Annotated in this window: 28 protein-coding genes; 9 read left to right on the top strand and 19 right to left on the bottom strand. The window is 44.3% G+C overall.

What is annotated here, in order from left to right; all coding sequences use genetic code 11:
* Positions 1 to 82: 82 nt before the first annotated feature.
* From AABA75_RS09440 to pheS, 5 genes are all read right to left on the bottom strand, one after another.
* The gene (locus tag AABA75_RS09440) at positions 83 to 1,015 is read right to left on the bottom strand and encodes a YbgA family protein (protein ID WP_338292358.1); all 933 of its coding nucleotides are present in this window, start codon (positions 1,013 to 1,015) and stop codon (positions 83 to 85) included.
* Positions 1,016 to 1,086: 71 nt separating this feature from the next.
* Positions 1,087 to 1,548, bottom strand: coding sequence for a GNAT family N-acetyltransferase (locus tag AABA75_RS09435; RefSeq protein ID WP_338292357.1), 462 nt, complete (start codon positions 1,546 to 1,548; stop codon positions 1,087 to 1,089).
* A 91-nt stretch (positions 1,549 to 1,639) separates the two neighbouring features.
* A complete protein-coding gene (gene ihfA, locus AABA75_RS09430; protein ID WP_338292356.1) occupies positions 1,640 to 1,939 on the bottom strand; it encodes an integration host factor subunit alpha in 300 nt (99 codons plus the stop codon).
* A gap of 3 nt (positions 1,940 to 1,942) precedes the next feature.
* Complete coding sequence (gene pheT, locus AABA75_RS09425; protein ID WP_338292355.1) at positions 1,943 to 4,330, bottom strand: phenylalanine--tRNA ligase subunit beta; 2,388 nt, start codon at positions 4,328 to 4,330, stop codon at positions 1,943 to 1,945.
* 11 nt (positions 4,331 to 4,341) lie between these two features.
* Positions 4,342 to 5,322 (bottom strand): phenylalanine--tRNA ligase subunit alpha, encoded by a 981-nt coding sequence (gene pheS / locus AABA75_RS09420; RefSeq protein ID WP_338292354.1) that lies wholly within the window; start codon positions 5,320 to 5,322, stop codon positions 4,342 to 4,344.
* 355 nt (positions 5,323 to 5,677) lie between these two features.
* Between pheS and AABA75_RS09415 the strand changes: the two genes are divergently transcribed.
* Positions 5,678 to 6,907, top strand: a complete 1,230-nt coding sequence (locus tag AABA75_RS09415; RefSeq protein WP_338292353.1) for an EAL and HDOD domain-containing protein — start codon at positions 5,678 to 5,680, stop codon at positions 6,905 to 6,907.
* A 7-nt stretch (positions 6,908 to 6,914) separates the two neighbouring features.
* Here the strand turns inward: AABA75_RS09415 and AABA75_RS09410 are convergent, their stop codons facing one another.
* The 3 genes from AABA75_RS09410 to AABA75_RS09400 form a co-directional block, all read right to left on the bottom strand.
* The gene (locus tag AABA75_RS09410; protein WP_338292352.1) at positions 6,915 to 7,598 is read right to left on the bottom strand and encodes a hypothetical protein; all 684 of its coding nucleotides are present in this window, start codon (positions 7,596 to 7,598) and stop codon (positions 6,915 to 6,917) included.
* Positions 7,599 to 7,611: 13 nt separating this feature from the next.
* Positions 7,612 to 8,397 (bottom strand): aldo/keto reductase, encoded by a 786-nt coding sequence (locus tag AABA75_RS09405; RefSeq protein WP_338292351.1) that lies wholly within the window; start codon positions 8,395 to 8,397, stop codon positions 7,612 to 7,614.
* Positions 8,398 to 8,676: 279 nt separating this feature from the next.
* On the bottom strand, positions 8,677 to 8,907 hold the full coding sequence (locus AABA75_RS09400) for a DUF2789 family protein (RefSeq protein ID WP_338292350.1): 231 nt from the start codon (positions 8,905 to 8,907) through the stop codon (positions 8,677 to 8,679).
* A gap of 113 nt (positions 8,908 to 9,020) precedes the next feature.
* Between AABA75_RS09400 and AABA75_RS09395 the strand changes: the two genes are divergently transcribed.
* Positions 9,021 to 9,875, top strand: coding sequence for a peptidylprolyl isomerase (locus AABA75_RS09395; protein ID WP_338292349.1), 855 nt, complete (start codon positions 9,021 to 9,023; stop codon positions 9,873 to 9,875).
* Here the strand turns inward: AABA75_RS09395 and AABA75_RS09390 are convergent.
* Complete coding sequence (locus AABA75_RS09390) at positions 9,872 to 11,047, bottom strand: hydroxymethylglutaryl-CoA reductase (protein WP_338292348.1); 1,176 nt, start codon at positions 11,045 to 11,047, stop codon at positions 9,872 to 9,874. The two genes, AABA75_RS09395 and AABA75_RS09390, sit on opposite strands and share 4 nt — an antisense overlap.
* 353 nt (positions 11,048 to 11,400) lie before the next feature.
* Between AABA75_RS09390 and AABA75_RS09385 the strand changes: the two genes are divergently transcribed.
* Both AABA75_RS09385 and AABA75_RS09380 read left to right on the top strand, forming a co-directional pair.
* Positions 11,401 to 12,258, top strand: a complete 858-nt coding sequence (locus AABA75_RS09385) for a hypothetical protein (protein ID WP_338292347.1) — start codon at positions 11,401 to 11,403, stop codon at positions 12,256 to 12,258.
* A gap of 9 nt (positions 12,259 to 12,267) precedes the next feature.
* A complete protein-coding gene (locus AABA75_RS09380) occupies positions 12,268 to 13,422 on the top strand; it encodes a DUF4785 domain-containing protein (RefSeq protein WP_338292346.1) in 1,155 nt (384 codons plus the stop codon).
* A gap of 45 nt (positions 13,423 to 13,467) precedes the next feature.
* Here the strand turns inward: AABA75_RS09380 and AABA75_RS09375 are convergent, their stop codons facing one another.
* The 9 genes from AABA75_RS09375 to thrS form a co-directional block, all read right to left on the bottom strand.
* Positions 13,468 to 13,785 carry a ribbon-helix-helix domain-containing protein gene (locus AABA75_RS09375; protein ID WP_338292345.1) on the bottom strand — a complete coding sequence of 106 codons (318 nt, stop codon included), beginning with the start codon at positions 13,783 to 13,785 and terminating at the stop codon, positions 13,468 to 13,470.
* Complete coding sequence (locus AABA75_RS09370) at positions 13,745 to 14,443, bottom strand: AAA family ATPase (protein WP_338292344.1); 699 nt, start codon at positions 14,441 to 14,443, stop codon at positions 13,745 to 13,747. The genes AABA75_RS09375 and AABA75_RS09370 overlap by 41 nt, the downstream gene beginning before the upstream one ends.
* Positions 14,444 to 15,090: 647 nt before the next feature.
* Positions 15,091 to 15,771, bottom strand: a complete 681-nt coding sequence (locus AABA75_RS09365; RefSeq protein ID WP_338292343.1) for a hypothetical protein — start codon at positions 15,769 to 15,771, stop codon at positions 15,091 to 15,093.
* Positions 15,761 to 16,111 carry a PadR family transcriptional regulator gene (locus AABA75_RS09360; protein WP_338292342.1) on the bottom strand — a complete coding sequence of 117 codons (351 nt, stop codon included), beginning with the start codon at positions 16,109 to 16,111 and terminating at the stop codon, positions 15,761 to 15,763. The genes AABA75_RS09365 and AABA75_RS09360 overlap by 11 nt, the downstream gene beginning before the upstream one ends.
* Positions 16,112 to 16,193: 82 nt before the next feature.
* Positions 16,194 to 16,967 (bottom strand): substrate-binding periplasmic protein, encoded by a 774-nt coding sequence (locus AABA75_RS09355; protein WP_338292341.1) that lies wholly within the window; start codon positions 16,965 to 16,967, stop codon positions 16,194 to 16,196.
* Positions 16,968 to 17,195: 228 nt separating this feature from the next.
* Positions 17,196 to 17,552, bottom strand: a complete 357-nt coding sequence (gene rplT / locus AABA75_RS09350; protein ID WP_229527658.1) for a 50S ribosomal protein L20 — start codon at positions 17,550 to 17,552, stop codon at positions 17,196 to 17,198.
* 16 nt (positions 17,553 to 17,568) lie between these two features.
* A complete protein-coding gene (gene rpmI / locus AABA75_RS09345; protein WP_229527659.1) occupies positions 17,569 to 17,766 on the bottom strand; it encodes a 50S ribosomal protein L35 in 198 nt (65 codons plus the stop codon).
* Between the two features lie 127 nt (positions 17,767 to 17,893).
* Entirely contained in the window at positions 17,894 to 18,430 is a 537-nt protein-coding gene (gene infC, locus AABA75_RS09340) for a translation initiation factor IF-3 (RefSeq protein WP_338294831.1), read from the bottom strand.
* A gap of 20 nt (positions 18,431 to 18,450) precedes the next feature.
* Positions 18,451 to 20,367 (bottom strand): threonine--tRNA ligase, encoded by a 1,917-nt coding sequence (thrS, locus tag AABA75_RS09335; protein ID WP_338292340.1) that lies wholly within the window; start codon positions 20,365 to 20,367, stop codon positions 18,451 to 18,453.
* A gap of 265 nt (positions 20,368 to 20,632) precedes the next feature.
* Here thrS and AABA75_RS09330 point away from each other — a divergent pair, with 265 nt between their 5' ends.
* The 5 genes from AABA75_RS09330 to AABA75_RS09310 all read left to right on the top strand — a co-directional run bounded on the left by AABA75_RS09330 (position 20,633) and on the right by AABA75_RS09310 (position 24,740).
* The gene (locus AABA75_RS09330) at positions 20,633 to 21,229 is read left to right on the top strand and encodes a hypothetical protein (protein WP_338292339.1); all 597 of its coding nucleotides are present in this window, start codon (positions 20,633 to 20,635) and stop codon (positions 21,227 to 21,229) included.
* 134 nt (positions 21,230 to 21,363) lie between these two features.
* A complete protein-coding gene (locus tag AABA75_RS09325) occupies positions 21,364 to 22,224 on the top strand; it encodes a fructosamine kinase family protein (protein ID WP_338292338.1) in 861 nt (286 codons plus the stop codon).
* 51 nt (positions 22,225 to 22,275) lie between these two features.
* The gene (locus AABA75_RS09320) at positions 22,276 to 22,488 is read left to right on the top strand and encodes a CPXCG motif-containing cysteine-rich protein (RefSeq protein ID WP_338292337.1); all 213 of its coding nucleotides are present in this window, start codon (positions 22,276 to 22,278) and stop codon (positions 22,486 to 22,488) included.
* Positions 22,430 to 23,509 carry a DUF3080 family protein gene (locus AABA75_RS09315; RefSeq protein WP_338292336.1) on the top strand — a complete coding sequence of 360 codons (1,080 nt, stop codon included), beginning with the start codon at positions 22,430 to 22,432 and terminating at the stop codon, positions 23,507 to 23,509. Before AABA75_RS09320 ends, AABA75_RS09315 begins: the two co-directional genes overlap by 59 nt.
* Positions 23,510 to 23,663: 154 nt before the next feature.
* Positions 23,664 to 24,740 (top strand): serine hydrolase domain-containing protein, encoded by a 1,077-nt coding sequence (locus AABA75_RS09310; protein WP_338292335.1) that lies wholly within the window; start codon positions 23,664 to 23,666, stop codon positions 24,738 to 24,740.
* Here the strand turns inward: AABA75_RS09310 and AABA75_RS09305 are convergent.
* Positions 24,721 to 26,280, bottom strand: a complete 1,560-nt coding sequence (locus tag AABA75_RS09305) for a winged helix-turn-helix domain-containing protein (RefSeq protein ID WP_338292334.1) — start codon at positions 26,278 to 26,280, stop codon at positions 24,721 to 24,723. The two genes, AABA75_RS09310 and AABA75_RS09305, sit on opposite strands and share 20 nt — an antisense overlap.
* Positions 26,281 to 26,288 lie beyond the last annotated feature (8 nt).

Genomic DNA, 26,288 nt, shown 5'->3' with positions numbered 1-26,288 from the left:
CAGTATCATTATGATAGCAGTGACAAAAAAAAGCCCGTGAATAAGTCTCGGGCCGTGCATTGAAATGTAACTACCGCGTAGCTTAAGCGTGTAACCCCAGCTCCAAGGGGAAGGGTTTGAGGTAAGCCTGCTTTTGCAAGAACTCATTGGGAAATTCTCGCAAGTAATGATTGATCAGAGTTAAAGGTGCCAATAGTGGCACATAACCACTGTGGTACTTGTCAATCTCATCTGACAGCTCTTTTTTGTATTTACTGTCAAGGTCATTTTTGAAAAAGCCCTGAAGGTGCATTAATACATTGGTGTGCTTCTTGCGCGTTGTTGGCTTCGACAAAGCCAACATCATCTTACTGCGATAATTACTCACCGCCTGTTCAATGTCATTAGCGCATTGTGCTACTGTAGGTCCAAGTTCATAATAGATTTTCGGATTGTAGGCCAGTATTAAATATTTATAACGGGTGTGGAATTCAATCAAGGATGAGGCCTGAATATCTTCCATCACTAGCTTTCTGAACAGTGCATAGGCTTCTACTCGCGTGAAGAAACTCTCTCTGATGCCTTTATCGTTCAAACGCCCGTCTTCTTCAACAGGCAGGTCGGGGAAATTTCTTATAAGCGCTTCAGCAAACATACCGCGTCCGTCGCGATGTAAGAGTCGACCTTCTTCATTGTGGATCTTAATGCGCTCCATACCGCAACTGGGTGATTTACCAGCCAGAATATACCCATCCAGAGGTTCCAATGAACACTGTTGCCGTTCGAAGTAATTGGCCATTTTATCGCTGTAATCCGAACTACCCGTTTTAGAGTCAACGAGGCGAATCTCATCGTTAATTTCCCGCAGCTGTATAGCGGGTCTAGGCACAGACATGCCAATACCCACTTCAGGACAAAATGGCACAAGTTGATAATATTCTGAGATGTGGCTGGCCACAAAAGACGAACGCTTGTGACCACCGTCGAACCTTACTTTTTCACCTAACACGCAGGCACTGGTACCGATTTTTATCATTTTTTACCTCCAAGTGAAATTTACGAGCATTGCTCGCCCTGAGATCAAAAGGAAACTTTTATTAACATACATTATTTACAGTTTTCCATGGTTTTGTGAAACGCAATTTTTTCGATGCCATGAGAGGGTATCCAACGTTTTATTTCGGCAAACCCCAACTTTTTATACAAATTAATGGCAGGCACATTAAGCAGCGCGGTTTCAACATGGGCCCTTTCATATCCTTCCTGTTGGAGCACATAATGCATTAGTCTTTTACCAATACCCCGACCGAAAAATTCTGCTGCCACCGTTAAGCTGTGAATGTGCAGGACTTCATTTGCCAATTGGGTTTCTACAACTGCTGCTAAAATGTCATTTTCTAAAAAGCCGGTGAAGCAAGTATCAGACATCGTGATGTGCTCAATAGTGCGCTTTAAAGGCGGAAAATCTGATACACCAATAATCCCGGCTTCGACTTTGTAAGCGTTTTGAAACACCCGGTATATCTGCTCAGCAACTTTCACGGAAGAATTATCTAATTTGATAAACATATTTGACTACTTATCCTTAAGTATTTTAATCGATTCAAATGAACACAAAAAAAGCCTCATAAGAGGCTTTTTTAAGTGTCTATTTTTATCCTTATAAATCAGTTGGTTTAGAGCCTTCCACCCTGCTTTTCAGCTTCTGACCAGGTCTGAATGTGACAACGCGACGGGCTTTAATGGGAATGTCTTCACCGGTTTTGGGATTACGACCAGGTCTTTCATTCTTTTCCCGTAAGTCAAAGTTACCGAAACCCGATAATTTAACTTGCTCACCTGCTTCCAGCGCTTCTCGCATTTCTTCAAAGAAATGCTCCACCAGATCTTTGGCATCTCGTTTATTGAGACCCAATTTTTCAAACAGGTGTTCTGCCATATCTGCTTTGGTCAGAGCCATAGATTATTCCCTCAAGGATGCACTAAATTCTTCAGTGAGTTTTTCTACCACACCATTAACAATGTTTTGGATTTCACTTTCTTCGAGTGTACGCTCAACATCTTGCAGTGTCAGAGACAATGCGAGACTCTTTTTGCCCTCTCCGATGTTGTCACCGCGGTACACGTCAAACAAGTTTAGGCCAACCAATTGATTTGTGCCAAATTTTTCAATGACTTGCAAGACATCTGATGCATTTATTTGCTCATCCACGATGATTGCAATGTCACGACGGTTAGCAGGAAAACGCGATAATGGTTGTGCTTTTGGCAACTTTGCTTCTAACAGATGCGTTAATTGCAATTCAAAAACAAACGTTCTGCCGTTTAACGCCAACGGTTTTTCGAACTTAGGATGTATTGCACCAACATAGCCAACAAGCTCTTCAGCGCAATAAATCGCGGCCGTCTGACCGGGGTGCATGGCACTGTGCTGTGCCTTTTTAAAGGTATATTCGCCAGCTTTACCGGTTAGTGCCAATAATCGTTCTACATCACCCTTAATATCGAAAAAGTCGACTTTCTGACTATTTTCAGCCCAATATTCTGGTGCTTTATCTCCTGCGATGACACCCGCAATCATATTTTCCTGGCGCACACCCACTTTGAAGCTTTCATCAGGAACAAATCTCAAACCGGTTTCGAACAAACGAATGCGACTCTGCTGACGGTTTTGGTTGTAACTTACCGCTTTCAACAGTCCCGGTATCAGACTCAAGCGCATCGCCGACATATCAGCAGAAATTGGATGCGGTAACACCATGTCCTCTGCATCTGCAAATAACAGCGCTTGCGCTTTTGGATCAACAAACGAATAGGTTATCGCTTCCTGATAATCGTTGCTTACTAACACATCTTTAAACAGGTTCAGATCAAGTTCGCTTTCCTGGTGCTGTGGCATGGCAAGAGACGCAACCGGCGCAACATTGGGAATGTTGTTATAACCATAAATGCGGGCAACTTCTTCAATCAAATCTTCTTCAATAGCGACATCAAAGCGGTAGGCAGGAACGACACAGTGCCATGTTTCACCTTCAAAGCTGGTAGTAAAACCTGAACGCTTCAGTAACTCTGAGACCTGCTCTGATGCAATGTCGATACCCAGAACACGCTTCAATCTGGATTGGCGTAACGTCACGTTCTTAGCCGCAGGAATATAGGCTTCCGAGACGGCCTCAACAACAGGGCCAGCTTCGCCGCCGACGATATCGAGTAACAACTGAGTAGCGCGTTCCATTGCTGTTTTTTGCAACTGCGGATCAACACCGCGCTCATAACGATGAGAAGCATCGGTGTGCAATCCATACTGGCGCGCTTTACCCGCAATCGCCAGTGGTGCAAAAAAGGCACTTTCCAAGAAGATGTCTTTTGAACCTTCAGATACACCAGAATCAAGGCCCCCAAAAATACCTGCCATTGCCAACGGTTTGTTGTCATCAGCTATAACCAAGGTATTACTCTGCAATGCCACTTCGTTACCATCTAACAAGGTGAGCTTTTCGTCTTGCTGTGCGAAGCGCACTTTAATACCACCGTCCAGTTTTGCCAAATCAAAAGCGTGCATTGGGTGACCTAGCTCTAGTAAAACATAGTTGGTGACGTCTACTACCGGATCAATTGCCCGAATACCGCTGCGACGAAGACGTTCTGTCAGCCATAGTGGCGACTGTGCATCTAAGTTGATGCCCTTAATAACTCTGCCCAGGTAACGCGGACATGCCTCCGGCGCTTCCAGGGTAATAGTACGACTATCATCAATAACAGGGGCAACCGGTGCCGCTTCAACTTCGCAAACATCCGTATTGTTTAACACTCCGACTTCACGAGCAAGACCACGAATACCTAAGCAATCTGAGCGATTCGGCGTTAAGTCAACTTCAATAGCGACATCATTTAGATTCAGATACTCGCGAATATCCTGTCCTATAGGTGCGTCCACTGGCAATTCGATAATGCCATCGTGATCTTCAGAAATCTGTAGTTCGGAAAAAGAACACAACATACCGTGGGATGGCTGACCGCGTAATTTTGCTTTCTTAATCTTGAAGTTGCCCGGAAGCACAGCGCCGACGGTAGCAACGGCCACTTTGATGCCTTGACGACAATTGGGAGCACCACAAACGATATCCAATAACTCTTCAGCACCAACATTTACTTTTGTAACGCGCAACTTATCGGCATCCGGATGTTGCCCACATTCAACCACTTCACCGACGACAACACCGCTAAACTCACCCGCCACCGGATCAACACCGTCGACCTCCAGGCCTGCCATAGTGATTTGCGCAACCAATTCGTCTGTCGATATAGCTGGGTTTACCCAGTCTCTTAACCATTTTTCACTGAATTTCATACTGACACTTATTACTTAAATTGTTTCAGGAAGCGTAAGTCGTTCTCGAAGAACGCGCGCAAATCGGTTACGCCATAGCGCAACATGGTAAGCCTTTCAACCCCCATACCAAATGCAAAGCCGGTGTACTCTTCCGGATCAATATTGACGGCTTTTAATACATTGGGGTGTACCATTCCGCAGCCCAATACTTCCAACCATTTGCCGTTTTCTCCCATCACATCAACTTCAGCCGAAGGCTCAGTAAATGGAAAATAAGAGGGTCTGAAACGAACCTGTAGATCTTGCTCAAAAAAGTTACGCAAGAAATCGTGCAAAATGCCCTTTAACTCAGCAAAATTAACATTTTTGTCCACCATCAAGCCTTCGACCTGGTGGAACATCGGGGTGTGAGTTTGATCGTAATCGTTTCGATACACACGCCCGGGAGAAATTATGCGTAGTGGCGGCTGCTCTACTTCCATCGTTCTGATTTGTACGCCTGAAGTTTGCGTACGCAACATAACGTCCGGATTAAAATAAAAGGTATCGTGATCTGCACGAGCAGGATGATGAGCCGGGATATTTAAGGCATCAAAATTGTGAAAACCGTCTTCCACTTCAGGTCCGGATTTAACTTCAAAACCCAAATCACCAAAAAATCGTTCAATACGCTTGATGGTGCGAGTCACCGGGTGTAAACCACCGAGATCCGTTTTCTTACCTGGCAAGGTGACATCAATGGACTCATTGGCCAGCTTGGCATTTAGTTCTGCCTCTTTAAGCGCTTCGCCGCGAGCATGAATGGCTTGCTGAACCTGTTGCTTTGCTTCATTGATGCGTTGTCCCATGGCAGGACGTTCTTCTGGTGCAACTTTGCCCAGACCTTTCAATAGTGCGGTTAATTCGCCCTTTTTACCCATGTAGTTAACACGGATTTCGTCTAGCGCATTAACGCTATTACAAGACGCAATTTCTTCCTGCGCTTTATTCACTATGGCTTCGAGATCCATATACTCCCCGAACGCTAAAAATTTTAAGGAAAATGATGAAGGCGGAATTCTACACGAAAGCCGGGGAACGGGGCTAGTGCAAGTCCCTATTTTTGTTTGATTTACAGCCATTTGTTCTGCTTCTCACAACAAAAATCACTAAAATGTGTGCTCAGTTGTACTACAACGTCTAACCAGACCATGAAAACTGGTTTAACGGAGTGTTCTGTGCCACATTTAAGTATGCTGTTGATAGTTTTTTTCAGTTCAGTTTGCTGTTTATTTAATCGCTTGAACTTAAGAGATTGAATTTCAGGTTAAAATTTTTCGATATGTCAGATAATATCCGTAGATAAATCAATAAATTAGTATACGAATGGACATTTATGTAGCCCGACAGGCGGTACTCAACAACAAGAAACAAACCGTAGCTTATGAGCTGCTGTTTAGGGAAGGAAGTGCCAATGTGTATCCTGCCAATGTCGAATCCAATACGGCTACCTCTCGCTTGATCCTGAACCATCACTTAAATATTGGTTTCTCCCATATAACTTCGGGCAAGAAAGCCCTGATTAACTTTTGTAAAGATGGCATTTTGAATCGGCTACCAGCGCTGGTCTCACCAAAAGATATCATCATTGAAATATTGGAAGATGCCAAACCCAGCGAAGAATTGCTGGCTGCCTGCAAGGAACTCGCTGAAAAAGGCTACAAACTGGCCCTCGACGATTTTACTTATAATTCGCAGTGGGACGACTATTTTCAATATGTGCGCTTGATCAAGTTTGACTTAACAGAACTTAGTTGCGACGAGATACAACAACAACTCACAATTTTAAAATCTCACAAGCACCTCAAATTTTTAGCTGAAAAAGTAGAAACTGAACAAGAGTTTGAGCAGTGCCGGGCGATGGGGTTTGAATTCTTTCAGGGCTACTTTTTTTGTAAACCCGAGATGATGAATGCTAAAGACATTGGCGCCAATTATGCTGTGGTAGTTGCCATTTTAGCTGAGATTCTGCGACCTCAATTCAGCTTTGACAGGCTCACTGAGCAATTTGCGCTAGATATGGCACTCACTTATAAACTACTGAAATTTATTAATTCCAGTTTATTTCAACTGCAAGAAAAAGTTGGCTCCATCAAACAGGCCCTTATTTATTTAGGTGAAGCTGAAGCACGCAAATTCATTGCATTAATTGCCACAGCCCACCTGGCAGAACAAAAGCCTGCCGAGCTTGTGCGAATGTCGATAATTCGCGCCAGAATGTGCGAGGTTATCGTGTCACGTACCAAAGCAGGTAGTAACGATGCGGGTTTTTTATTGGGACTATTCTCACTAATAGACATCATCCTCAATAAATCCATGGAAGACATTGTAATGACATTACCTCTGCAGGATGACATAAAAGAGGCCCTGCTCGGCTATAAAAATCCCCTGTTCCACATCATGCAATTGATTAAAGCCTATGAAAGTGGCAGCTGGTATAACACCCAAAAATTCGCCAACGTAGTACAAATAGAGGAAAAAGCATTGCCCGGTATATATCAAGATGCCGTGAGCTGGTCAGAGAGTTACGAAGCCACCCAAGAGCCAGACGCATGAGGGCCTTTCACCGGGCGCGGCCTGGAAACAAAAATGCAAATAACATGGCCATTAAGTAACCCCACCAAAAAGACAGTTCGAGCACATAAAGCGTGAGAATTTCCATAACCAGCAAGATAATCGGCACGATGTAATAGATGGCAGGAAATTGCTGCTGATGTTTAGCGAGGTACAAAAGTACCAATAAACTAATAAGCGGGTGAGTCCCCGGTAGCATCACAACCTTACTCTGCTCAAAAAAGTACAGCTCAATACTCAGAAAGACGAGTAGAACAGCCCCTAAATAAAGTAATCTTTTATGCCAAGCATCAACGCCATAGCCATGAAATAATCCCCTTTCGAATGGCTCGTCTTGTGGAAACCCGGCAAGCAGCTTCATACCAGCTAACACCGATACCAGACATATTTGTATTACAACAAGGACAGATAAAACATCGGCATAACTATTTATCTGCCGATAGAAAAGATGGTAATAGCACAGACAAGAAAACAGGATGAGCAGATGCGTTAATAGTATCATCCAGTACCCGGTTCTTCTGGCGCTTTGCCAAAGTATATTAATGGCGATACAAATGCTAACCAGTGGCGATAGCCACCACCAGACAGTAAGATATTCACTGTAAAGTACCAACCAAGTGTCTTTGGAAAATAGTAAAAAATCCTGCAATGAATAACTCAACAAGGTCTGCATCTTATCCAAGCCCCTAAAGATTACTAAAGGCTTGTCTTATTTCATTTCTTTGCTTTTCATCCGGCAAAACACCATACATAGCCTGCATGTTTTCCTTCATGTGGGCCACTTGACTGGTGGCAGGGATGGCAACCGTCACACCAGGCATGGAGATGATGAATTTAAGCATGAGTTGCGGCCAGGTTTGGCACTGTAGCTCGTCAGCCCAGTTGGGTACCTTTTTCCTTTCAGTGTGCTTTGTCAGACCCCCACCCCGAAACGGCCTGTTGCAAATCACCGCGATCCCTTTATCACGAGCAAGAGGAATTAAACGCCGCTGTGCGTCTGTATCAATGAGATTGTAGGTGAGCTGAACAAAATCCAACGATTGTGTTTTTAAAATCTGTTCGATTTCATCATGACGACGACCATGAGAGGTGGTGACACCAACATAACGAATAATCCCCGCATGTTTTAACTCTTTAAACCAAGGCAGATGCTCCCGCCACCCCACCAGGTTATGCACCTGAAGCAAGTCAAACTGGTTTCTACCCCATAAACGCTGTGAATCTGACAGCTGTTGCCTGGCTTCTGTGGTTGAGCCCGTCCAAGTCTTAGTTGCGGTAAAGGTTTGTTCAGACCCGGTTTTACCCAGTGCATAGCCAATTACTTCCTCTGATGAGCCATACATAGGTGAAGAATCGATGAATGTGCCACCCGCTTCAAAAAAAGCGCGTAATACTTCTGTCCGGGCGTTTCTCAGTGCCACGCTGCCACCCACATTAAACGTGATCCAGGTGCCCATACCAATAGCCGGCATAGATTCTCCTGTGGAGGGAATATTCCCCATGAGCATAGCAAAATCGGTGGATTGATTAGCAAAAGAAAAAGGCACGCTAGCCGAAAGCGAAAGACTCCCGAGCGCCTTCAAACACCATCTTCGGTCAAAATATTGGTGGCCCTGGACCGTTGTCATCGAATACCCTTGATTACTCGCCTGAGCGATAAGACTACACCCCGTGCAGATTTCCTACCTTGTGTATTCGTTGAACAGTACGGTTAACAAGACAGACGCCATTAACCGCCGTTTTTTGGTTGGTCAGTGCAACATGGCGTTGAGTTGATCAATCAGCTCACACCACTCAGCATCGTCTTCCAATTCGGACTTGATAAAAGCCCTTTGGGAGTCCGTCCAGAATTCTGCATCCTCGATATGTACTTCTTCCGGCAAACCATTGTTTTGGTAGATAAAGTAGTCCATTCCTTCGTCACTGGAGTCCAGCCCCAATTGAGAAAATAAATCTTTTAAGGTGGGAGTCGTGTTAAGCATAATACCAACCTCAGCTGAATGACTTAGTTGTTCAGTACATAGTATAGTTAAGTTACTTATTTTTGCCTGAAGCTTCGGATTGCTTCGCTATTTTTGCTTCGATGGAGTATTTAATGACAACAATAAAAACTACATTGTTACTATTTTTGAGCTGCTTTCTACTTTTTTCAGGTAGCGCTTTTGCTCAAGAATTCAGAGACATTGCAGATGATAAACTATTTATTATCGAGACAGGCGAAGGCAAGGTTTATGTCGAACTAGCCCCTGAGTTTGCGCCAAAGCATGTGGAGCGGATAATTCAATTAAGCCGCAGTAAACAGTATCAGGGAACGGAGTTTTATCGAGTGATTGACGGCTTCGTGGCTCAGGCAGGCCCGGGAGGCAAGCAAAACCTGACCTTGGCACCACTGCAACTTGAAGCGTTAAGCAGCAAAAATTCAGACTATACCCTTGTCCAGAGTAATGACTTGTTTGCCCCATTTACGGCATTTAGCAAGGGTTTCGCTATCGCCCTCAATCAAGAAAAATCAGAATATTGGCTAACTCACTGCCCCGGAGTAGTGGCCATGGCAAGAGGCAACGATCCCCACTCTGCCACCAGTGATTTTTATATAACTATTGGTCAAGCCCCTAGATACCTGGATCGCATCATGACCATCTTTGGCCGGGTAGTTTATGGTATGGATGTAGTACAACGCACTAAACGTGGTGTTACTGGAGAAAACGGTTTATTCCCAAACCAGCAGCAACCCACGAAAATTCTGGCAACGTATTTAGCCAGTGAATTACCCGAAAAACACAGGCCTGGTATTCGCGTTGAAAAAACTGAAGGGGGTGTGTTTGAACAAAAACTACAGGCTCGTAAAAACCGTAATCACGCATTCTTCTTCGAAAAACCACCCGCAGTATTGGATGTATGTCAGGTGCCTCTCGCGGTTGAGTTTGAAGCACCTGAAACACCTAATTAATCGCGATTTCGGCCATACTTGTCGTGACTGGTTACCCAGTCACCCGCTATCACCGCACAGCCCAAGGAGATGTCACCTGCCAGCACCGTTGCGGCCACTATCTCAGCAAATTTATTGGCTTTGCCTTTGCCGTAACAGCCCAGCAAATTCAGACATTCTTTTTGGGTTGGCAACCCTGTTCCACCGCCGTAGGTGGCGCAGATTAGTGATGGCAAAGTAACCGCAAGATAAAGGTCGCCATTGTCCAATAGCTCATGAGAAAGAATGCCCGCATGAGACTCAACCACGTTGGCCTCATCTTGACCTGTGGCGATAAATAGCGAAGCAATGCCATTAGCAGAATGAGGACCATTATAGGCAGCACCGGCCATCATGGCCCCGGTATTGGCCATAACGCAGGCTCGGGCCATAGCAACGGTATCAGTGTGCATGTAACGCATCAATATATCTCGTTTGATGACAACTTCTGCAATCACCCGCTTACCCCTGGAGCCCAACATATTCAAATGACTGTGCTTCTTGTCAGTATCCATGTTTCCCGACAACAAATAACGGGTTGGTGTTTGATAGTTGGCAATAATCCATTCACATGCGGCAAGTGTTGCCTTGCCTACCATGTTTTGTCCGGCAGCATCACCTGTTGTGTAGTTAAAACGCAAATAACGCATCTTGGCTACTGACCACTGCTGAATATTCACCAACTTTCCAATACTGGTAGTAGACTCTGCAACCTCTCTGATGGTGTCAAAGTTTGCTTTGACCCAATCCCCAAAGGCCCTTGCCTCTTGTGCATCATTAAAGATGAATGCCGGGGCGCGTTGCATATACTGTTCTACCACCGTGGTTTTACAACCACCAGATTCACTAATTACCCGCATACCGCGACTGTAACTGGCAACCAGCGTGCCTTCGGTTGTCGCAAGCGGTATATAAAAATCACCTTGTGCGTGCTCGCCATTGATAGTGATTGGCCCGGCAACGCCAAGCGGCATCTGTACCACACCAATGAAATTTTCGATATTGCCGGGTAAACATGCCGGATCAATACTAAATTGTCCCGTATGTTCCAGAGCCTCCCCTGTTTTCTCAGTTAGAAAATCCCGGCGTTTTTTCGCCATTTCATGGGTATAGTTGGTTTTCCCATTCCTGGGGATGCGATCTGCTACTTTCATAATAATGTGTCCCGGAAGCTTTGTGTTTTAGAGTGTTTGCCTCTTCACTCTACAACAGCGGCTATTGCAACGGGATGACATTTTGACCAAAAAGTAGCTCATCAGAGTTGTAGAAGTCTGATGTCTATTCCCTGCTTTTCACAGACCCTTAATTGTTGAATGGAAATAATATAACCAAAATAAGGTCAATATATTTACCTTTAGATCGATTCACAATATGCACTTATAAATCCTTGAAGTTCATTTTTTAACCCTCTATAACCTGCACTGGTCAGAGCTTATACCAGAGCGCATTTTTTCTGTGACGCTGAGTTGGCTACTGATCCTATAAAAACAAAACAGGAACATAACAAATGAAACGACCCTACATTTTAGCCTTGCTGCTACTTTTTGGTATTAGCACTTCTGCCTCGGCCAATACTGGCCTCGCCTTAGTACATGGCACCGGTAATCCATCGGATGCCTATAACGATTATTGGACTGGTGATTTTGTAAACTCTGTCAAACAAGGACTGAGTAATCCATCACTGGTACTGGTGATTAACTGCAATTTTGACAAATACATGTGGGACAATGCCGCTGCCGGCTGTCTTGCTGGTGAGCTGAGTCAATTCATCAGCCAGAATCAAATCTCTGACCTTAAGGTGGTCACTCACTCAAACGGCGGTAACGTAATGCGTTGGATTTTAAGTAATCCTACATGGGACAGCCGTTATCCAGACATTATCGCTAAAACCAGTCGAGTTATCGCCCTTGCACCTTCAAGTGGTGGTACACCGCTGGCCGATGCGGTTATGAACGGTAATGTTTTTGAATCGACTTTAGGTTGGTTGTTAGGTTACCAATCAGACGCCGTGCGTCAGCAACAAGAAAGCTGGATGGCGTTCTATAACGACAATTATCTCTCCGGTACCTCAGGCCGCCCTGCCTTACCTACCATATTTGAATCAGTTGTGGGCAGCGACGTTGACTCTGCGATTTGGGACGGCGACAGCTATTGTGCGGGTTATCAAAACCAGGTCGCTCTTGAGGTCACGCAAAACTGGCTAGACTCCTGCTCCGACGGCTTTTTGAACTGTTCATCGCAACAGGCCGCAGGCTCTCTGTGGTTTAAAGACAAGCAAAAAACCAAAGGCAGTGAACCATTGAGCCATCAGCAAAGCCGTCGGGATTGTTTCAATCTCGATAAATTAGTACGTGACAGAATTTAGGAGCCCAACATGAAAAAGAGTCAATTAACTAAAATAACCACTGTTGGTCTGTTGAGCGCTTTTATCACAATGAATAGCCACGCTGAAACCCAGACTGCATTTAAGGCAAAGACGCTTGCCGACATTACCTTGCCTGCGCCTGAACAAATGGAAACAAAGCGAGTGGAATACGTCTGGCCAGTGGTGATGCAAGAAGCAAAACTAATGTCAAAACAACAGCAAGCATACAGTGATGAATATTGGCAAACCATCACTGGCGAGCAAATTAATCGCGGCGTACCTGTATACGTTTCTGATGAAGCACTGATCAGATTAGCCCCAAAGGCCCGCTATAGCTCAGGGGCTCGCCAGGTATCTCCCGGCATCAATCTAAATCAGTTATCGATCACACAGTCGGATGGTAGGCCGGCCAAATTAAACCTGATAGCTGGTCAGCAAGAGATGCAAAACGCGGGTTTTAACGATGGCAGTGTGGCAGTTAAAATCAGTAATGTAAGCAACAAACCACTGTTTATTCAAAGCCAGAACAAACTGGCCGCTGATACCGAATATCTGCTGCACGTCAAAGAGAAAAACAGTCCGTACCAGCTGAAGCTGGCTATGCCTTCACATTTTGACGGCGAAACAAGTTTGACTATCAACGCCTCTTTGCACAACCAAAAGCTGGTTCCTTTTAGCACCGAAGTAAAGCTGCTATCGCCCTCTGGCGAGGAATTAGATGCCCAACTGAGAGATAGCCAGGTGGTATTCAACAATCCCCTCACTGAATTTGGCGCAAGGAATGGACTGTATCAGTTGGAGCTTCACACTGCAGGTAATGCAGGTGGTAAGTTGGTTAAACGCTCTGTGAAACTACCCTTTGTTAACGTTGCAAAAACCGCCAGCTTAGGTGAAATTCAAATTGATGAACGAGTAGCGCTCGATATCAATGTGTTTGATGCGGGCAGATATAACGTTAGTGCAACCTTGCAAGGAATTGATCGCCAAGGCAACCTGCAACGCTTGCAAACCGCGGATGTCGCCGAGACTTTGTCTCACAACAAGCAATTGGTTTTACCTTTTGATTTGAGCAAATTCAGTCAATTCAAAAACTTTTCATTGGTGGATGTTAAACTCACTGATCAAAGTCGATTGATGACACTTGAGGTTCATTCGGCTTTTTAAAAATAATCATAGTCTCGCTGGTAAAACACAACTTCACCAGTGAGGCTATTCCACTTCACTCTGGCAGTATTGAGCTTGTAATTGCTCTTCATCTAATCCTTCCAGCCAAATACGAATTAACCTGGAACGAGCAATACCTGTCTTTTGCGAGCACAAATCTAACTTTTGCTTTGCCTCACATGACAGTGAAAATGTCGCCCGCAGTTTCTTTTTACTCTCTTTTAGTTGAATTTTCCCTTGCACTATCGGGTATACATTATCCAATCCTGCAGCATAACGCTCAGCGTCATCGATAAACGCATCCAGCGACAGATTTCGTTTTTCAGAGACAGGCAACTTGCGCTTTAGGCTGGTAAATGGCATGCACATTCTCCTTTGCTTTAAGGTCGATTAATTCATTAAACACGGCGCGGATCTCTGCTGCAGCTTTGCCATTGGGATCGCGTTCAAACACCGACATACCATCCTCTTCACTGTCATCATATATGTTTCGGCTGTAAGTAATGGCATTTAACACGGCCAAATCATAAGACTCACACACCTCTTTCGCCTCAATGATACGGTTTACCATCGTTGGTAATGCCGGGCACTGAGTCAAAACAAATGCCATATTCATGTGGGGATTTGCCATCTTGCAGGTACTGATAATGTCCTCCATATGGGCCACGGTTTTTAAATCGCGACGTTTTGGTCTGATAGGCACCAGAACATGCTGCGCGACCGCAAGCGCTGAGCGCAGGGCTAAGTTATCCTGTCCACCACAGTCAATAACCATATATTCATAGTGTCGGCTAAGGCTCAGCAATTCTTCACGCACCTTGCCAAATAACTGAATACAATTAATTTTCGGGACATCAGGGTTGTCGTTACGCTCCTGCACCCAACTGGAAGTAGTGCGCTGCGGATCACAATCAACCAAAAGAATAGAATCACTCAGTGCATGCCGAATATAAACGGCTATGTTTTGTGCCAGGCAGCTTTTACCGCTACCGCCCTTTTCTCCACCTACTGCAATAATCATGGTTTGCCTCATCGAACTGTTTAAAATACAACCATATTTAAACCATAGTCTGATTAAACAACTAATAAAGTGCTATTGGGCATGGCCGTAGCCGCAAAGGAATAGACTGGAATACCTTAAATGCGAACTGTTTCAAATTTTCCCAAGCAAAGCTATGACAATCTGCTTAATATCACTGCTGCTCGAGAGGTAGATTCTCTTGCGCCCCAAAGGATACAGGAGTGGTTTGTACTCGGTTATAGATACATGTAATCTTAACGAGCTAAAAACCGACTGCAAAAGAGTTTTTGGTTGAGGGATTGTTGGCCCTCAGTTTTTAACAAACTGGAAGCTAAAAGAGGGACTAAAAATGGGATTTCACCTTATCTACGTGCCATTTATTATTTTGTTTACCGCGTGTCTTCCGGGGTTACTGACATTTCGACTGACGAAAAAGCAAGGACGCCCCGCATTTAACTGCACTACTACAGTAGTCTTGCTCGGCCTATTTACCGTAATCGGTGGCTGGCTACTGTATTTATTATTGCATTTAAGCAAGTGTAAAAATAATGAACCAGCCAATCAGGTATAACTTTAATTGGCAGAAGCGAAAACCGTAACTCAATTTGGTTTTCGCTATCTTTTAATCAATTCAAAACAATCCTGAACTAGTCTTTATTACAGATAATCAGGTGCTGGATTTTTTGCTCGCCGATATAGCAAAAAACTTTCAATATCAATGCATACAACATTGTCAGTGTAGCAACTGCAAACGCGGGACCAAAAGCATCTGAAAACGCTTCAGGTTCAATATTGGTCGCAATAGCTACAGCTCCCAGAACCATGCCCATGGTACCCAACCAAAGGCTGCAGTTTCCAAGCATTCTGTAAACGTGTTTTGCGGCTTTTAATTCAGTTATATCAGGCTGCAACTCATTATCAAATAAAAGCCTTAACGCAGTTTTACATGTCTGAGCTGAACATATACCAATTGTCAGCAATATCGCAGGTGGGATGACGAGCAGGAAAGAAGGGATATTGATAAATATACTCCAATGACCACTCCACATGATGGCCATAGTCAGCGTTGCCAGAAAGGTCAGTAGTCCCAAAATAAACATCAGTACACCTCGTTTGGTTTGCCACAAATAGCGTATTGCGGTTTTAAACGCCTGGCGTTGATACCAGACGATAGCTGTTAATACATTCTCGTGTTCAAGTTTTTGCTGATATTCTTCCGCCAAATCGCCGACTATCGGCTCTTTTAGTGAAGAAGGCAGACACCAGGTTAAAAATCGCTCTGATAATCTTGGCGGTTGAGTCACTAAAGGCTGCTTATTAAGATCCATAGCCGATACCCACAATGCCGCCTCTCAAGGACAAGCCTTGCCACATAAGCGTCAACGCATCTTTACTGCGCTTTAATGCTTGTTGTCCCTTGGCAGTAATTTTGAAGTACTTCTTGGCGCGTCCGCCCCGCTCTTTTGTGGGCTCCCCCATAGTGGATGAAACCATGCCCTTAACTTCGAGTCGTTCCAGTGTCGCGTATAACGCGCCTACGGTAACATCGCGGCTCAGTTGCTCCGACAATAACTCTCTAATTGTCTTTCCATAGGCATCAGTGCCCAAACGCATCACCGCTAACAATATGACTTGCTCAAATTCACCGAGATATTTTTGTTCACTCACCAACAAGCGCTCCACACAATTTAATCTATAATGTAGAGGATATTAGTAAAAGCGCAATATTTATTTTATTTTGTAGAATAAATTATTGTTGGTTAGAGGCAGAACTCCAGTCGGGATCGTAGTAATGCATTGATAAACCATAGGACTGGTAAATTTTTGCCAGTTCGCCGCTGTTGAGCATTTCGCTTAATGCTTTATCCAATTCAGCAGCCAAGACTTCGGACTCTATGCCCTTCACTCGGCGAGAAATCGCCATATGGAAAAAACGTTTGTCACTGAGTGGTTTTGGTAGAAACTTAACACTATCTGACTGCTCTGATTGACTCAGGTAATAGTAAAATATACGTTGATTGGCCGCGACGGCCTGAACGCGTCCAAGCAGCAATAAGTCGGTTAACTGCTTTATTTCACTCACCTGCACAGGTATGATATCGCCGGATAAAACGGCACTATCAAACGCTTGTCCGATGGAGTTGCCATAGACCACCCCAATTTGCCCTTGACCGTATAAATCTTCGATCGAATCAAAGTGAAATTCACTATCACGGCGCACCGCCAGCCGATATGTCGATGCGTGTAAAGGCTGTTCGCCAAACACCACATAAGGTGCATAGCGCGGCATCTTAAACAATACACCAATATCGATACGTCCGTTAAATAAGTATTCAGTAGCGCGCTTCTGGGGCAATAACAAAACGGTAAAGTCTACACCTATGCGCTTTAGTACAGCGCGAATAACATCTATATCAGGGCCACTGGCATGGCCATCATCAACCATGTGATAGGGTTTAAAGGTAACATCGATAACACCGACTTTAAGTGGCTGAACTGCTGTATCAGAATAAACAGGAAACACGAAAAAACAGCTAAACAGTAACGGATGTAACTTGGGTACAACCTTGTTGAACACTGAGAAAGGATAAATAAAAAATGACCGCATACGGTGAGTTTTAAACAGCAAGCATCAAAACACAAGCGGATTTGTATCGACTTATACTAAAGTTTTATCAGCCCAAAAAGAAAAACGGGATGCATCCTGCATCCCGTTTCCCATATAAGAACTTAAGCTAAATTTGTTAAAAAATTAAGCTAATGCGCCTTTAGCGGCGTTTACTAATGCTGTGAAAGCTGCTTTATCGTGTACCGCAATATCCGCCAAAATTTTGCGATCGATTTCTACAGAAGCTTTTTTCAGACCATTAATAAAACGGCTGTACGACATACCGTTAGAACGTGCTGCAGCGTTGATACGTGCAATCCACAATTGACGGAATTGACGCTTGCGCTGACGACGGTCACGATAAGCATATTGACCTGCTTTTGTAACCGCCTGGAAGGCTACGCGATATACACGTGAACGTGCACCGTAATAACCTTTTGCAGCTTTTAATACTTTTTTGTGACGAGCACGTGCGATAGTACCGCGTTTTACTCTTGCCATTATTCAGTCTCCTCTCTTACACGTAAGGTAACATGCGTTGGATCAACGCAGTATCTGCATCATGAGCTAGCTTTTTGCCACGCAAGTGACGTTTACGCTTAGAGCTCTTCTTAGTCAGAATGTGACGCAGGTGAGACTGTTTGCTTTTAAAGCGGCCAGAAGCGGTTTTTCTAAAACGCTTCGCGGCACCGCGATTAGTTTTAATTTTGGGCATGATTACATACTCCGCATTTTTAGGCTGATTACGCTAAAACATTTAAATGCGTAACAGCAATTTACTACATAGTCGCAAGGCGAACCCTCCGGGAAACCCGGTGAATTACTTGCAGGCCTTACAACCTCTACTTTTTAGGTGCTAACACCATGATCATCTGACGACCTTCCACCCTATTGGGGAAGGACTCGCACACGGCGATATCTTCTAAATCGGTTTTAACCCGATTCAAAAGGTCGATTCCGATCTCCTGGTGGGCCATTTCACGTCCGCGAAAACGGATAGTTACTTTAGCCTTGTCACCACCTTCTAAAAAGCGACGCAGGTTGCGCAGTTTTACCTGGTAGTCGCCTACATCAGTGCCAGGGCGAAATTTAATCTCCTTGACCTGAATTTGTTTCTGCTTTTTCTTTTGCTCTTTCTGAGCTTTACTTTTCTCGAAGATAAACTTCCCGTAATCCATTACTTTACAGACAGGCGGCTCAGCATTTGGACTGATTTCAACCAAATCCAAATTAGCTTCCGCAGCTTTATCCAAAGCTTCGTTAAGGGAAACTATCCCCGCCTGACTTCCGTCAGCTCCAATCAGACGAACTTCATGTGCAGTAATTTCGTTATTAATACGTTCTTTACTGCTGTCCGCTCTATTGTTACCTCTTTTAATAGGTTATTCCTCCGAGAAAATTAGCAAATCTTTTTCTGGTGTATTTCTTCGGATATTTTGCTGATGAAGTCATCAATTGCAAATTTACCCAAATCTTCACCTTTTCGAGTGCGGACAGCTACTTCTCCAGCTTCCACCTCTTTATCACCAATAACCAGCATGTAAGGAACACGCCTTATTGTGTGCTCGCGGATTTTAAAGCCTATCTTCTCATTTCTCAAGTCAGACTTGGCTCTAATTCCATGTTTTTGTAACTTTTCAGTCACTTTTTTCACATAATCCGCTTGATTATCGGTAATATTCAATACAATCGCCTGTGTCGGAGACAACCAGGTGGGATACTGGCCAGCGTATTCTTCGGTCAAAATTCCGATAAAACGCTCCAGTGAACCCAAAATAGCACGGTGAATCATCACTGGTACTTTGCGCTCGCCATCTTCAGCCACATAAGTTGAGCCCAAACGGCCAGGCATGGAGAAATCTAACTGGATAGTACCGCACTGCCATGCCCTTTCCAGACAATCGTACAAAGTAAATTCAATCTTAGGTCCGTAGAAAGCCCCTTCACCTGGAAGCACTTCGTATTCGATGCCGTTTGCGCTCAACGCATCTGCCAGGCCTTTTTCCGCTTTGTCCCACATTTCATCATCGCCGACGCGCTTTTCAGGACGAGTAGACAACTTCACCACAATGTTTTCAAAGCCGAAGGTTTTATAGGCTTCGTACACCATTTTGATACAACCGCTCACTTCATCCAGGATCTGCTCTTCAGTACAGAAGATGTGAGCATCATCTTGGGTAAAGCCGCGTACGCGCATCAAACCATGTAAGGCGCCAGAAGGCTCGTTGCGGTGACAGCTTCCAAATTCCGCCATACGCAGTGGCAAGTCACGGTAAGACTTTAAGCCCTGATTAAAGATTTGTACGTGACCCGGACAGTTCATGGGCTTAACAGCGTATTCACGGTTTTCTGATTGGGTGGTAAACATGTTTTCTGCATATTTATCCCAGTGACCAGATTTTTCCCACAAAGAGCGATCCATCATTAATGGACCTTTAACCTCGTCATAAACGTAGTCCACCAACATCTCGCGAACATACTTTTCTAATTCTTTGTAGATGGCCCAACCATCGTTGTGCCAGAACACCATGCCTGGCGCTTCTTCTTGCCAGTGCCACAAATCCAGCGCTTTACCGATTTTACGGTGGTCGCGCTTTTCAGCTTCTTCTAAACGCTTCAAATAGCCCTTTAATTGCTTTTTATCAGCCCAGGCGGTGCCATAAATACGTTGCAGCATCTTATTGTCGCTATCGCCGCGCCAATAGGCCCCTGCTACCTTCATTATTTTGAAGTTATGACAAAAGCGCATATTGGGCACGTGCGGGCCACGACACATATCGATGTATTCTTCGTGGTGATACAAGCCAGGCTTGTCATCTTTTTCGATGTTCTCATCAAGTATCGTGGTTTTGTAACTTTCACCGCGACTTTCAAACGTGTCTCTTGCAGTTTGCCAGTCAACTTTTTTCTTGATGACGTCGTAATTGGTTTTGGCCAGCTCCAGCATTCTCTTTTCGAGTTTGTCCAGGTCTTCCTGGCTCAGAGAATGCTCCATATCCACATCGTAATAAAAACCGTTGTCGATAACCGGGCCAATCGCCATTTTTGTATCTGGCCACAATTGCTTAATCGCATGCCCCAATAAGTGTGCACAAGAGTGACGGATGATTTCTAAACCTTCGTCATCTTTGGCGGTAATTATGCGCAAATCCGCGTCTTCGGTGATCATATCGCTGGCATCAGCCAGTTCACCGTTAATAGCACCTGCAATGGTGGCTTTGGCTAAACCGGGACCGATATCGTTAGCGACATCTAAAATAGAAAGTGGATTATCAAATTGACGCTGACTTCCGTCGGGAAGAGTAATAACTGGCATGAGATTTCCTTCTACAGTGGTGACGCCTACCAAACGCCACTTGCGATTTCAGTTTAAAAGTAAGTTTTGCATTCTGTCTCACTCTATGAAATAACGACATCCATCAGAAGTTGTCAGAACGCGCCGCGAGTCTATCAACTGCCCAGACAATTTTCCACCCTGGAGTATCAGTTTGAGACGGACAAATCCAGCAACGCCAGACTTTTTAAAAAAACTATTCTTGGTTTGCTGCGCAATCATATTCTTGTTGATTTCAAACATAGCTATGGCAACAAGTAAGGAGTTGGAATGGCGCCTTAAATATGACAAGCGTGAAGTCAAGGTTTGGACGGCTCGGGATGATGATGATAACCAATGGGTTAAGGCTGAAACAGTGGTGAATGCGTCTTGGTGGAGTTTGTTGAATTTGCTACGAGACACGGATAGCGCAATAGATTGGATAGACAATGTGATTGCAGTAAAGGTTGTACCCCAACCAGATCCTCTAATAGACTTGGTGTATACCGAATTTTACGCCCCCTGGCCGTTTCTCAATCGCATGATGAGCACCCGATCAACGTTAAACTTTGACACAATTAAATCCTCTCTTAGTATTGAAGTTGCGCAGCACCCTGCACTTTTTGCGAACACTGAATTAATTGCCATGGAAGACGTGCAAGGCGCTTGGCAGGCAATAAAAATGAACCAAACTGAGAGTAAAATTATTTGGACTGGTACAGCGAAGCCCGGTGGCAACATTCCGAATTGGCTGGCGAGATCTGAGATGAAAAAGTCCACCTATCGCACCTTTCTTGCACTTCGGGATAAAATTTCAGAAAAAAAATATCAAGACAAACCATCAGCTTATCCACTATCCCAGTAAAAATACGCAAATAACACTAAAAATAAACGCATTTTTCGCCATAATTAAAACACTCACCTTTTGTTTACAAGGGGGTGAGCGGGACAAGCTGATCAGTAATACGGCAATCAACTGATCGATTTGAGTAAACAAAAATGTGGCACTTTATTAGTGAAAAGATTAGTGACTGCATCCATCATGACTTCATCTGTGACGACATAAGAGAAGTATCCGGTGGAGATTCTCATCGCGCCTTCAAAATCTCCGATGGCCGTAAGCGCTTCTTTGTAAAAATTGACGACCAATCATCTCAATCCCATTTCGAAGCCGAAGCTAGAAGTCTGGCTCTTTTGCAACAAGCTGCTGATGTCAAAATCCCCAAGGTCATCTGTAGCGGCATAGCCAATGAAAATAGTTATCTGGTATTAGAGCATCTCAGCTTAAGCGATGGTGAGAGCACAGACTGGTACGAAATGGGCAAACAACTGGCTAAACTGCACCTGCACACTGAGCAACACTATGGTTGTCACTTCAATAATTACATTGGTAGAACGGTCCAGGTTAACCCTTGGACTGACGACTGGGCTGGATTTTTCAGCGACTTCAGAATTGCTAAATTATTGCAGCTAATGGCAAGCCAGGGGATCCATTTTGTAGACATTGATAAAGCCAGGGAGCAAATCTATACCCTATTGAAAGGTTACCAACCCAAAGCCTCACTTTTACACGGTGATTTGTGGCGGGGTAATGTGGCCTTTTTCAAACATGCGCCGGTCATTTTTGATCCAGCCAGTTATTTTGGAGACAGGGAAACCGATCTTGCCATGAGCGAGTTATTCGGCACATTTCCCAAACCATTTTATCAGGGGTACGAGGCGGTATGGCCGCTACCAGAGGGTTACCAACAGCGCAAACCCATATATCAGCTGTACCATATTTTGAACCATGCCCTGATGTTTGGCGGCCATTATGTGGACTCAGCAAAGGCAACATTAAAACAAATACAAAAGCACTAACAGAGCACACCAAAGAGGAATTAATCTGAAATTTATTAAGCGAGGCTTAACATGTTTAACGACCATACATTAAAACACACCGACATAAACTGCCCTCACTGTGGGCATCCCGTTCACCTTGATTTAGATTGCAGCAATGGTGACCAGGACTATATTGAAGATTGTGCAAATTGCTGTAACCCTATTCATTTAAACTTGCATTTAAATGAAATCAGTAGAACATTGGAGCTCAGTGTCAGCTCAGATAACGAACAGATTTATTAGAAAACAAAAAGCGCCAACCTTTATTCGTTTAACAGCACTTGCATGCCTGTGGCTGGGCTTGGCTGCATGCACTCAAAAGCCTTGGTTACATAGCACCTTAGAGGACTACCAGTCCAGGCTCGCTAATATCCTGGAAATAGAGCCGCCCTCATTAATTACTCCGAACATAATCAGTACAACACCGAAGCAAGTTTTTTCACCACAGGGCAGTGCCGAGCCACTGAACATAAAACTAAGAGAATTTTACAACTTACCCGAGTGTGGTATTAAACCCATTATTGCAGAGCGCAACACGACTCTTGGAAAACTGCAGGCACCATCACAACGTTATTTGTATGAAGTTCGTCTATTGGCTGCATTGTATCGTTGTATGATGATGGTGGATGATGAGCCGCAGCAGGAACAGCGTTCAATAATCAACCGTAAAGAGCAAGTCGTAGTGCAGAGTTGGCACAATCTGCTTTATAACAGCGATGAAATAAACAGCGCCCGTTTTAGTAGTTCGACTCATTTCGATGAACAAGAAGACCACCGCTCAGCCATCCAAAACTGGCAGTCTCTGTTGAGATTCTCACCGGAAGAATTGAAAGGTAAACGTTTTCAATTGTCTGATGCAAACTCGCTGGAAACCCTATTGCAATCTATCAGTAAATTCAAAACTCCAGCCAAATTGCGCAACGACATGCGGCTACTCATCTCCACCCTACCCCAAATCACAATTTACCTGGAGACGAATATGACGCAACTCAATTGTTTAACCAATCCCGGTGACAAAATTAAAGCGGAGTATTTACGCAATGTTTTCAACTTATTCTTTATACAGGAAATCCAGCCTCAAGCAGGCAAAATAAACGACTGGTATTTTCAACTCTCTGTGACTTTTGAGGAGTTGGGTTTTACTGAGCATGAAGACAACACGCTAAACAAATCACTACACAATGATTTTGTCTCCTCAATAAAGGACCACGTGGCGCAGTGGCAGGTATTTTTTGAGCGCTGTGATATAGTGCCACGCAACTGACGGAGAGTCACTAATTCCTTTTTCTCTTCAATATATAAATGTAAGCATTTGTTATAATTAGCTTTATTTATGTTTATTAATTTTTTTTGCAAATTCAGGTTGCTGCTGGCTGGCTGCGATATAACAGAGCTATGTTAATTGAGAGCAGCAACACATGAACAAACTTCGACTAATATTACTGTGCTTGATTTCGTTTAATGCTTATACAACAACGACCAATCAGTCTCCACAAACAGAACTTGAGCAAAAGCTCAGCAACAACTATTTCAAACAAATTACCAGTATCCTGGTTCAGGTTAATGGGCAACTGATTTATGAGCACTATGGCAGTCAAATAAATGCCAATAGCCTGCATGATATCCGCTCTGCCAGTAAGACCTTTACCTCCTTGGCGGTGGGACTGGCCACTGACAGCGGTTTACTGGCTTCTGAGCACACAAAAATAATGCCGCATTTATCTCCTTATCAAGTGCAACAACATGATTTTAAAGGCAAGCGAGAAATGACATATGCAAATTTATTGACCATGAACCCGCCCATGGAGTGCAACGACTGGAACAGCTTTTCAGAGGGCAATGAGGAGCGCATGTATTTGCGGGCTGACTGGACGGAGTTTATGCTCAACTTGCCTGAAAGAGGCATTCCCCCTTGGGAGCCAAAATTAGCAGAGCGTTTTAATCAAATAGCTTTCTCTTATTGTACAGGCGGTGTATTTCTGGTGGGTAAAGCCCTGGAAAATGTCACTGGCGAACGAACTGACATTTATCTCCGAGAGCATCTGTTTGAAAAAATGAAAATCGACAGCTTGCGTTGGCACTACTCGCCTAAAGGGCACGCCCAAACAGGGGGTGGCGTGCGTATTACATCTCGAGATCTGATTAAAATTGGACAATTACTGCTCGACCGGGGCATTTGGAAAGGCGAACAACTGCTTTCTCAACAATGGATTGAGAAAATGATGCAGCCACGTGCTGACATCGATACCGAGCGCCATGTCCAATATGGTTATTTACTCTGGATATATCAGTTTAATTTAGAAAGCAGAACTATAACGGCATGGGCTGCATCAGGCAACGGGGGAAACTATTTGTGGATTGTGCCCTCAATAGGTCTTACCGCAGTAATCACCAGCACGGCATTCAATCAACCCTACATGCACCGACAGAGCCAAGAGATTTTTAGCGACTATTTGCTCAAGTTGTCACCTCTTGTCACTGACGACTCTGACTAATCGACTGCAACTGTTCAAAAACCGATAAAGCCCTGAGCTCATTGAGGGCCTCAGCTTGACTTATCCGCAGTTCTTTTAAAATTTCCCTGGTGTGTTGGTTATCAGGTAGAAGCCCGTTCTGCATAAGAAAGCTTAGCTTCTCACTATCGCGATATCCGGCCCCCACGGCTTGCTCCAGGTAGTCGGGATAGGCTTCTCCAGACAATGCATAATCGCTCAGTGCAAGTAGTAAAAAGTCATTGGGCCAGTGCCACTGTTTAAATTCAATTATGCGCATTTGATGCGAAATTTGCTCTGGCGTCTGCGCAGTTTGCAGGCTTATCCAAAGTAGTGCCAGGAAATACTCTGGTTGTTTGTCGCGACAAAAATTGTGTAGCTGACTTTTAGAAACCTGTGTGCCAGCTTGTATGGCTAAAACTGTCTGGTACAGGTAACTTAAACAAGACTTCTCTGACCACGAGGCAATTTGCTCTAACTGGGTCTGCGCATGCTGAAATCGCTGTTGCTTGATAAGCCAATCAACATAAGCAAATTGCTCAGTAAGGTTGTGGGGATTTAATAAAACAGCCTGCTCAAACCAAAGCTCTGCATTAGCGGTCATTCCGAGCAAATCATACCACAGTGCAAGTTGCGAATATCGAAACTCGTGGTTGCCCTGTAAACTGCGTAAATGATAGTCAGCAGCTTCCACGAGCTCACCGCGGATTGTCAGCAAATAAGCAATATCACCGTAAAGCGATAGTTCACTATCGCTGTATTGCAATGCTTCTCGATAAAAGTGTAACGCCCCTGATATATCTCCAGAGACATCCTGCACTAATCCTTTTGCCTGCAGCACAAACGGGTCATCTGGTGCCAGCTCAAGTGCATATTGAGCATTCTGTGCCGCTATATCCAATAAAGAATCATCGGCTGCAAACTTGGATACCTGATGTGCCAGGGTCATAGCCTGGCCCGCCAAAGCCGCTACATTGTCTGGGTGCACCACTAATAGTTCGCTATAAAGTTCTGCGGCATGCTGCAACGAGCGTTCATTAAACTGCTGCCGATATTGATGTGCTTTTTGCAATGATTCAGATTCAAACGCTAAAGTATCGATGTTGTCTTTGAAAGGTTGAAAAACCACATAAACCACCAAAACCATTAATGCTAACGCCCCTGGGGCGATAATAGTGGTGTGATTTTTGTGCTTTTTCTTTGGTAACTCAACAACTTCATACACCCAGCGATATCCCTCGCCACGACGGTTTTCGATGCAGTCTTCAGCAATCCCTGCACTGCTCAACGACTTCCTTAGTAAAGCAATGCGCTGCACCACCGTTTCGTCTGCCACTACCTGACCAGACCAGCACAGGTTTATCAGCTCATCAATGGAAACAGCATGAGGGGCGTTGAGAAATAATTGCTGTAACACTTTGAAGCTCAAAAACGGTAACTTTAAAATCTTACCGTTTACCACAACAAGCTGTTGTTTTTGATCAAGTTCAACACCCGCAGAAGTCAAATGAATTAGTGCGTTCCCGTCCAGACTAGCAACCATTGAAATTC

Origin of the sequence: Planctobacterium marinum, from assembly GCF_036322805.1 — a bacterium.
In the GTDB taxonomy this organism is placed as follows: Bacteria; Pseudomonadota; Gammaproteobacteria; order Enterobacterales; family Alteromonadaceae; genus Planctobacterium; species Planctobacterium marinum_A.
This window is presented reverse-complemented; position numbering and strand designations above follow the sequence as displayed.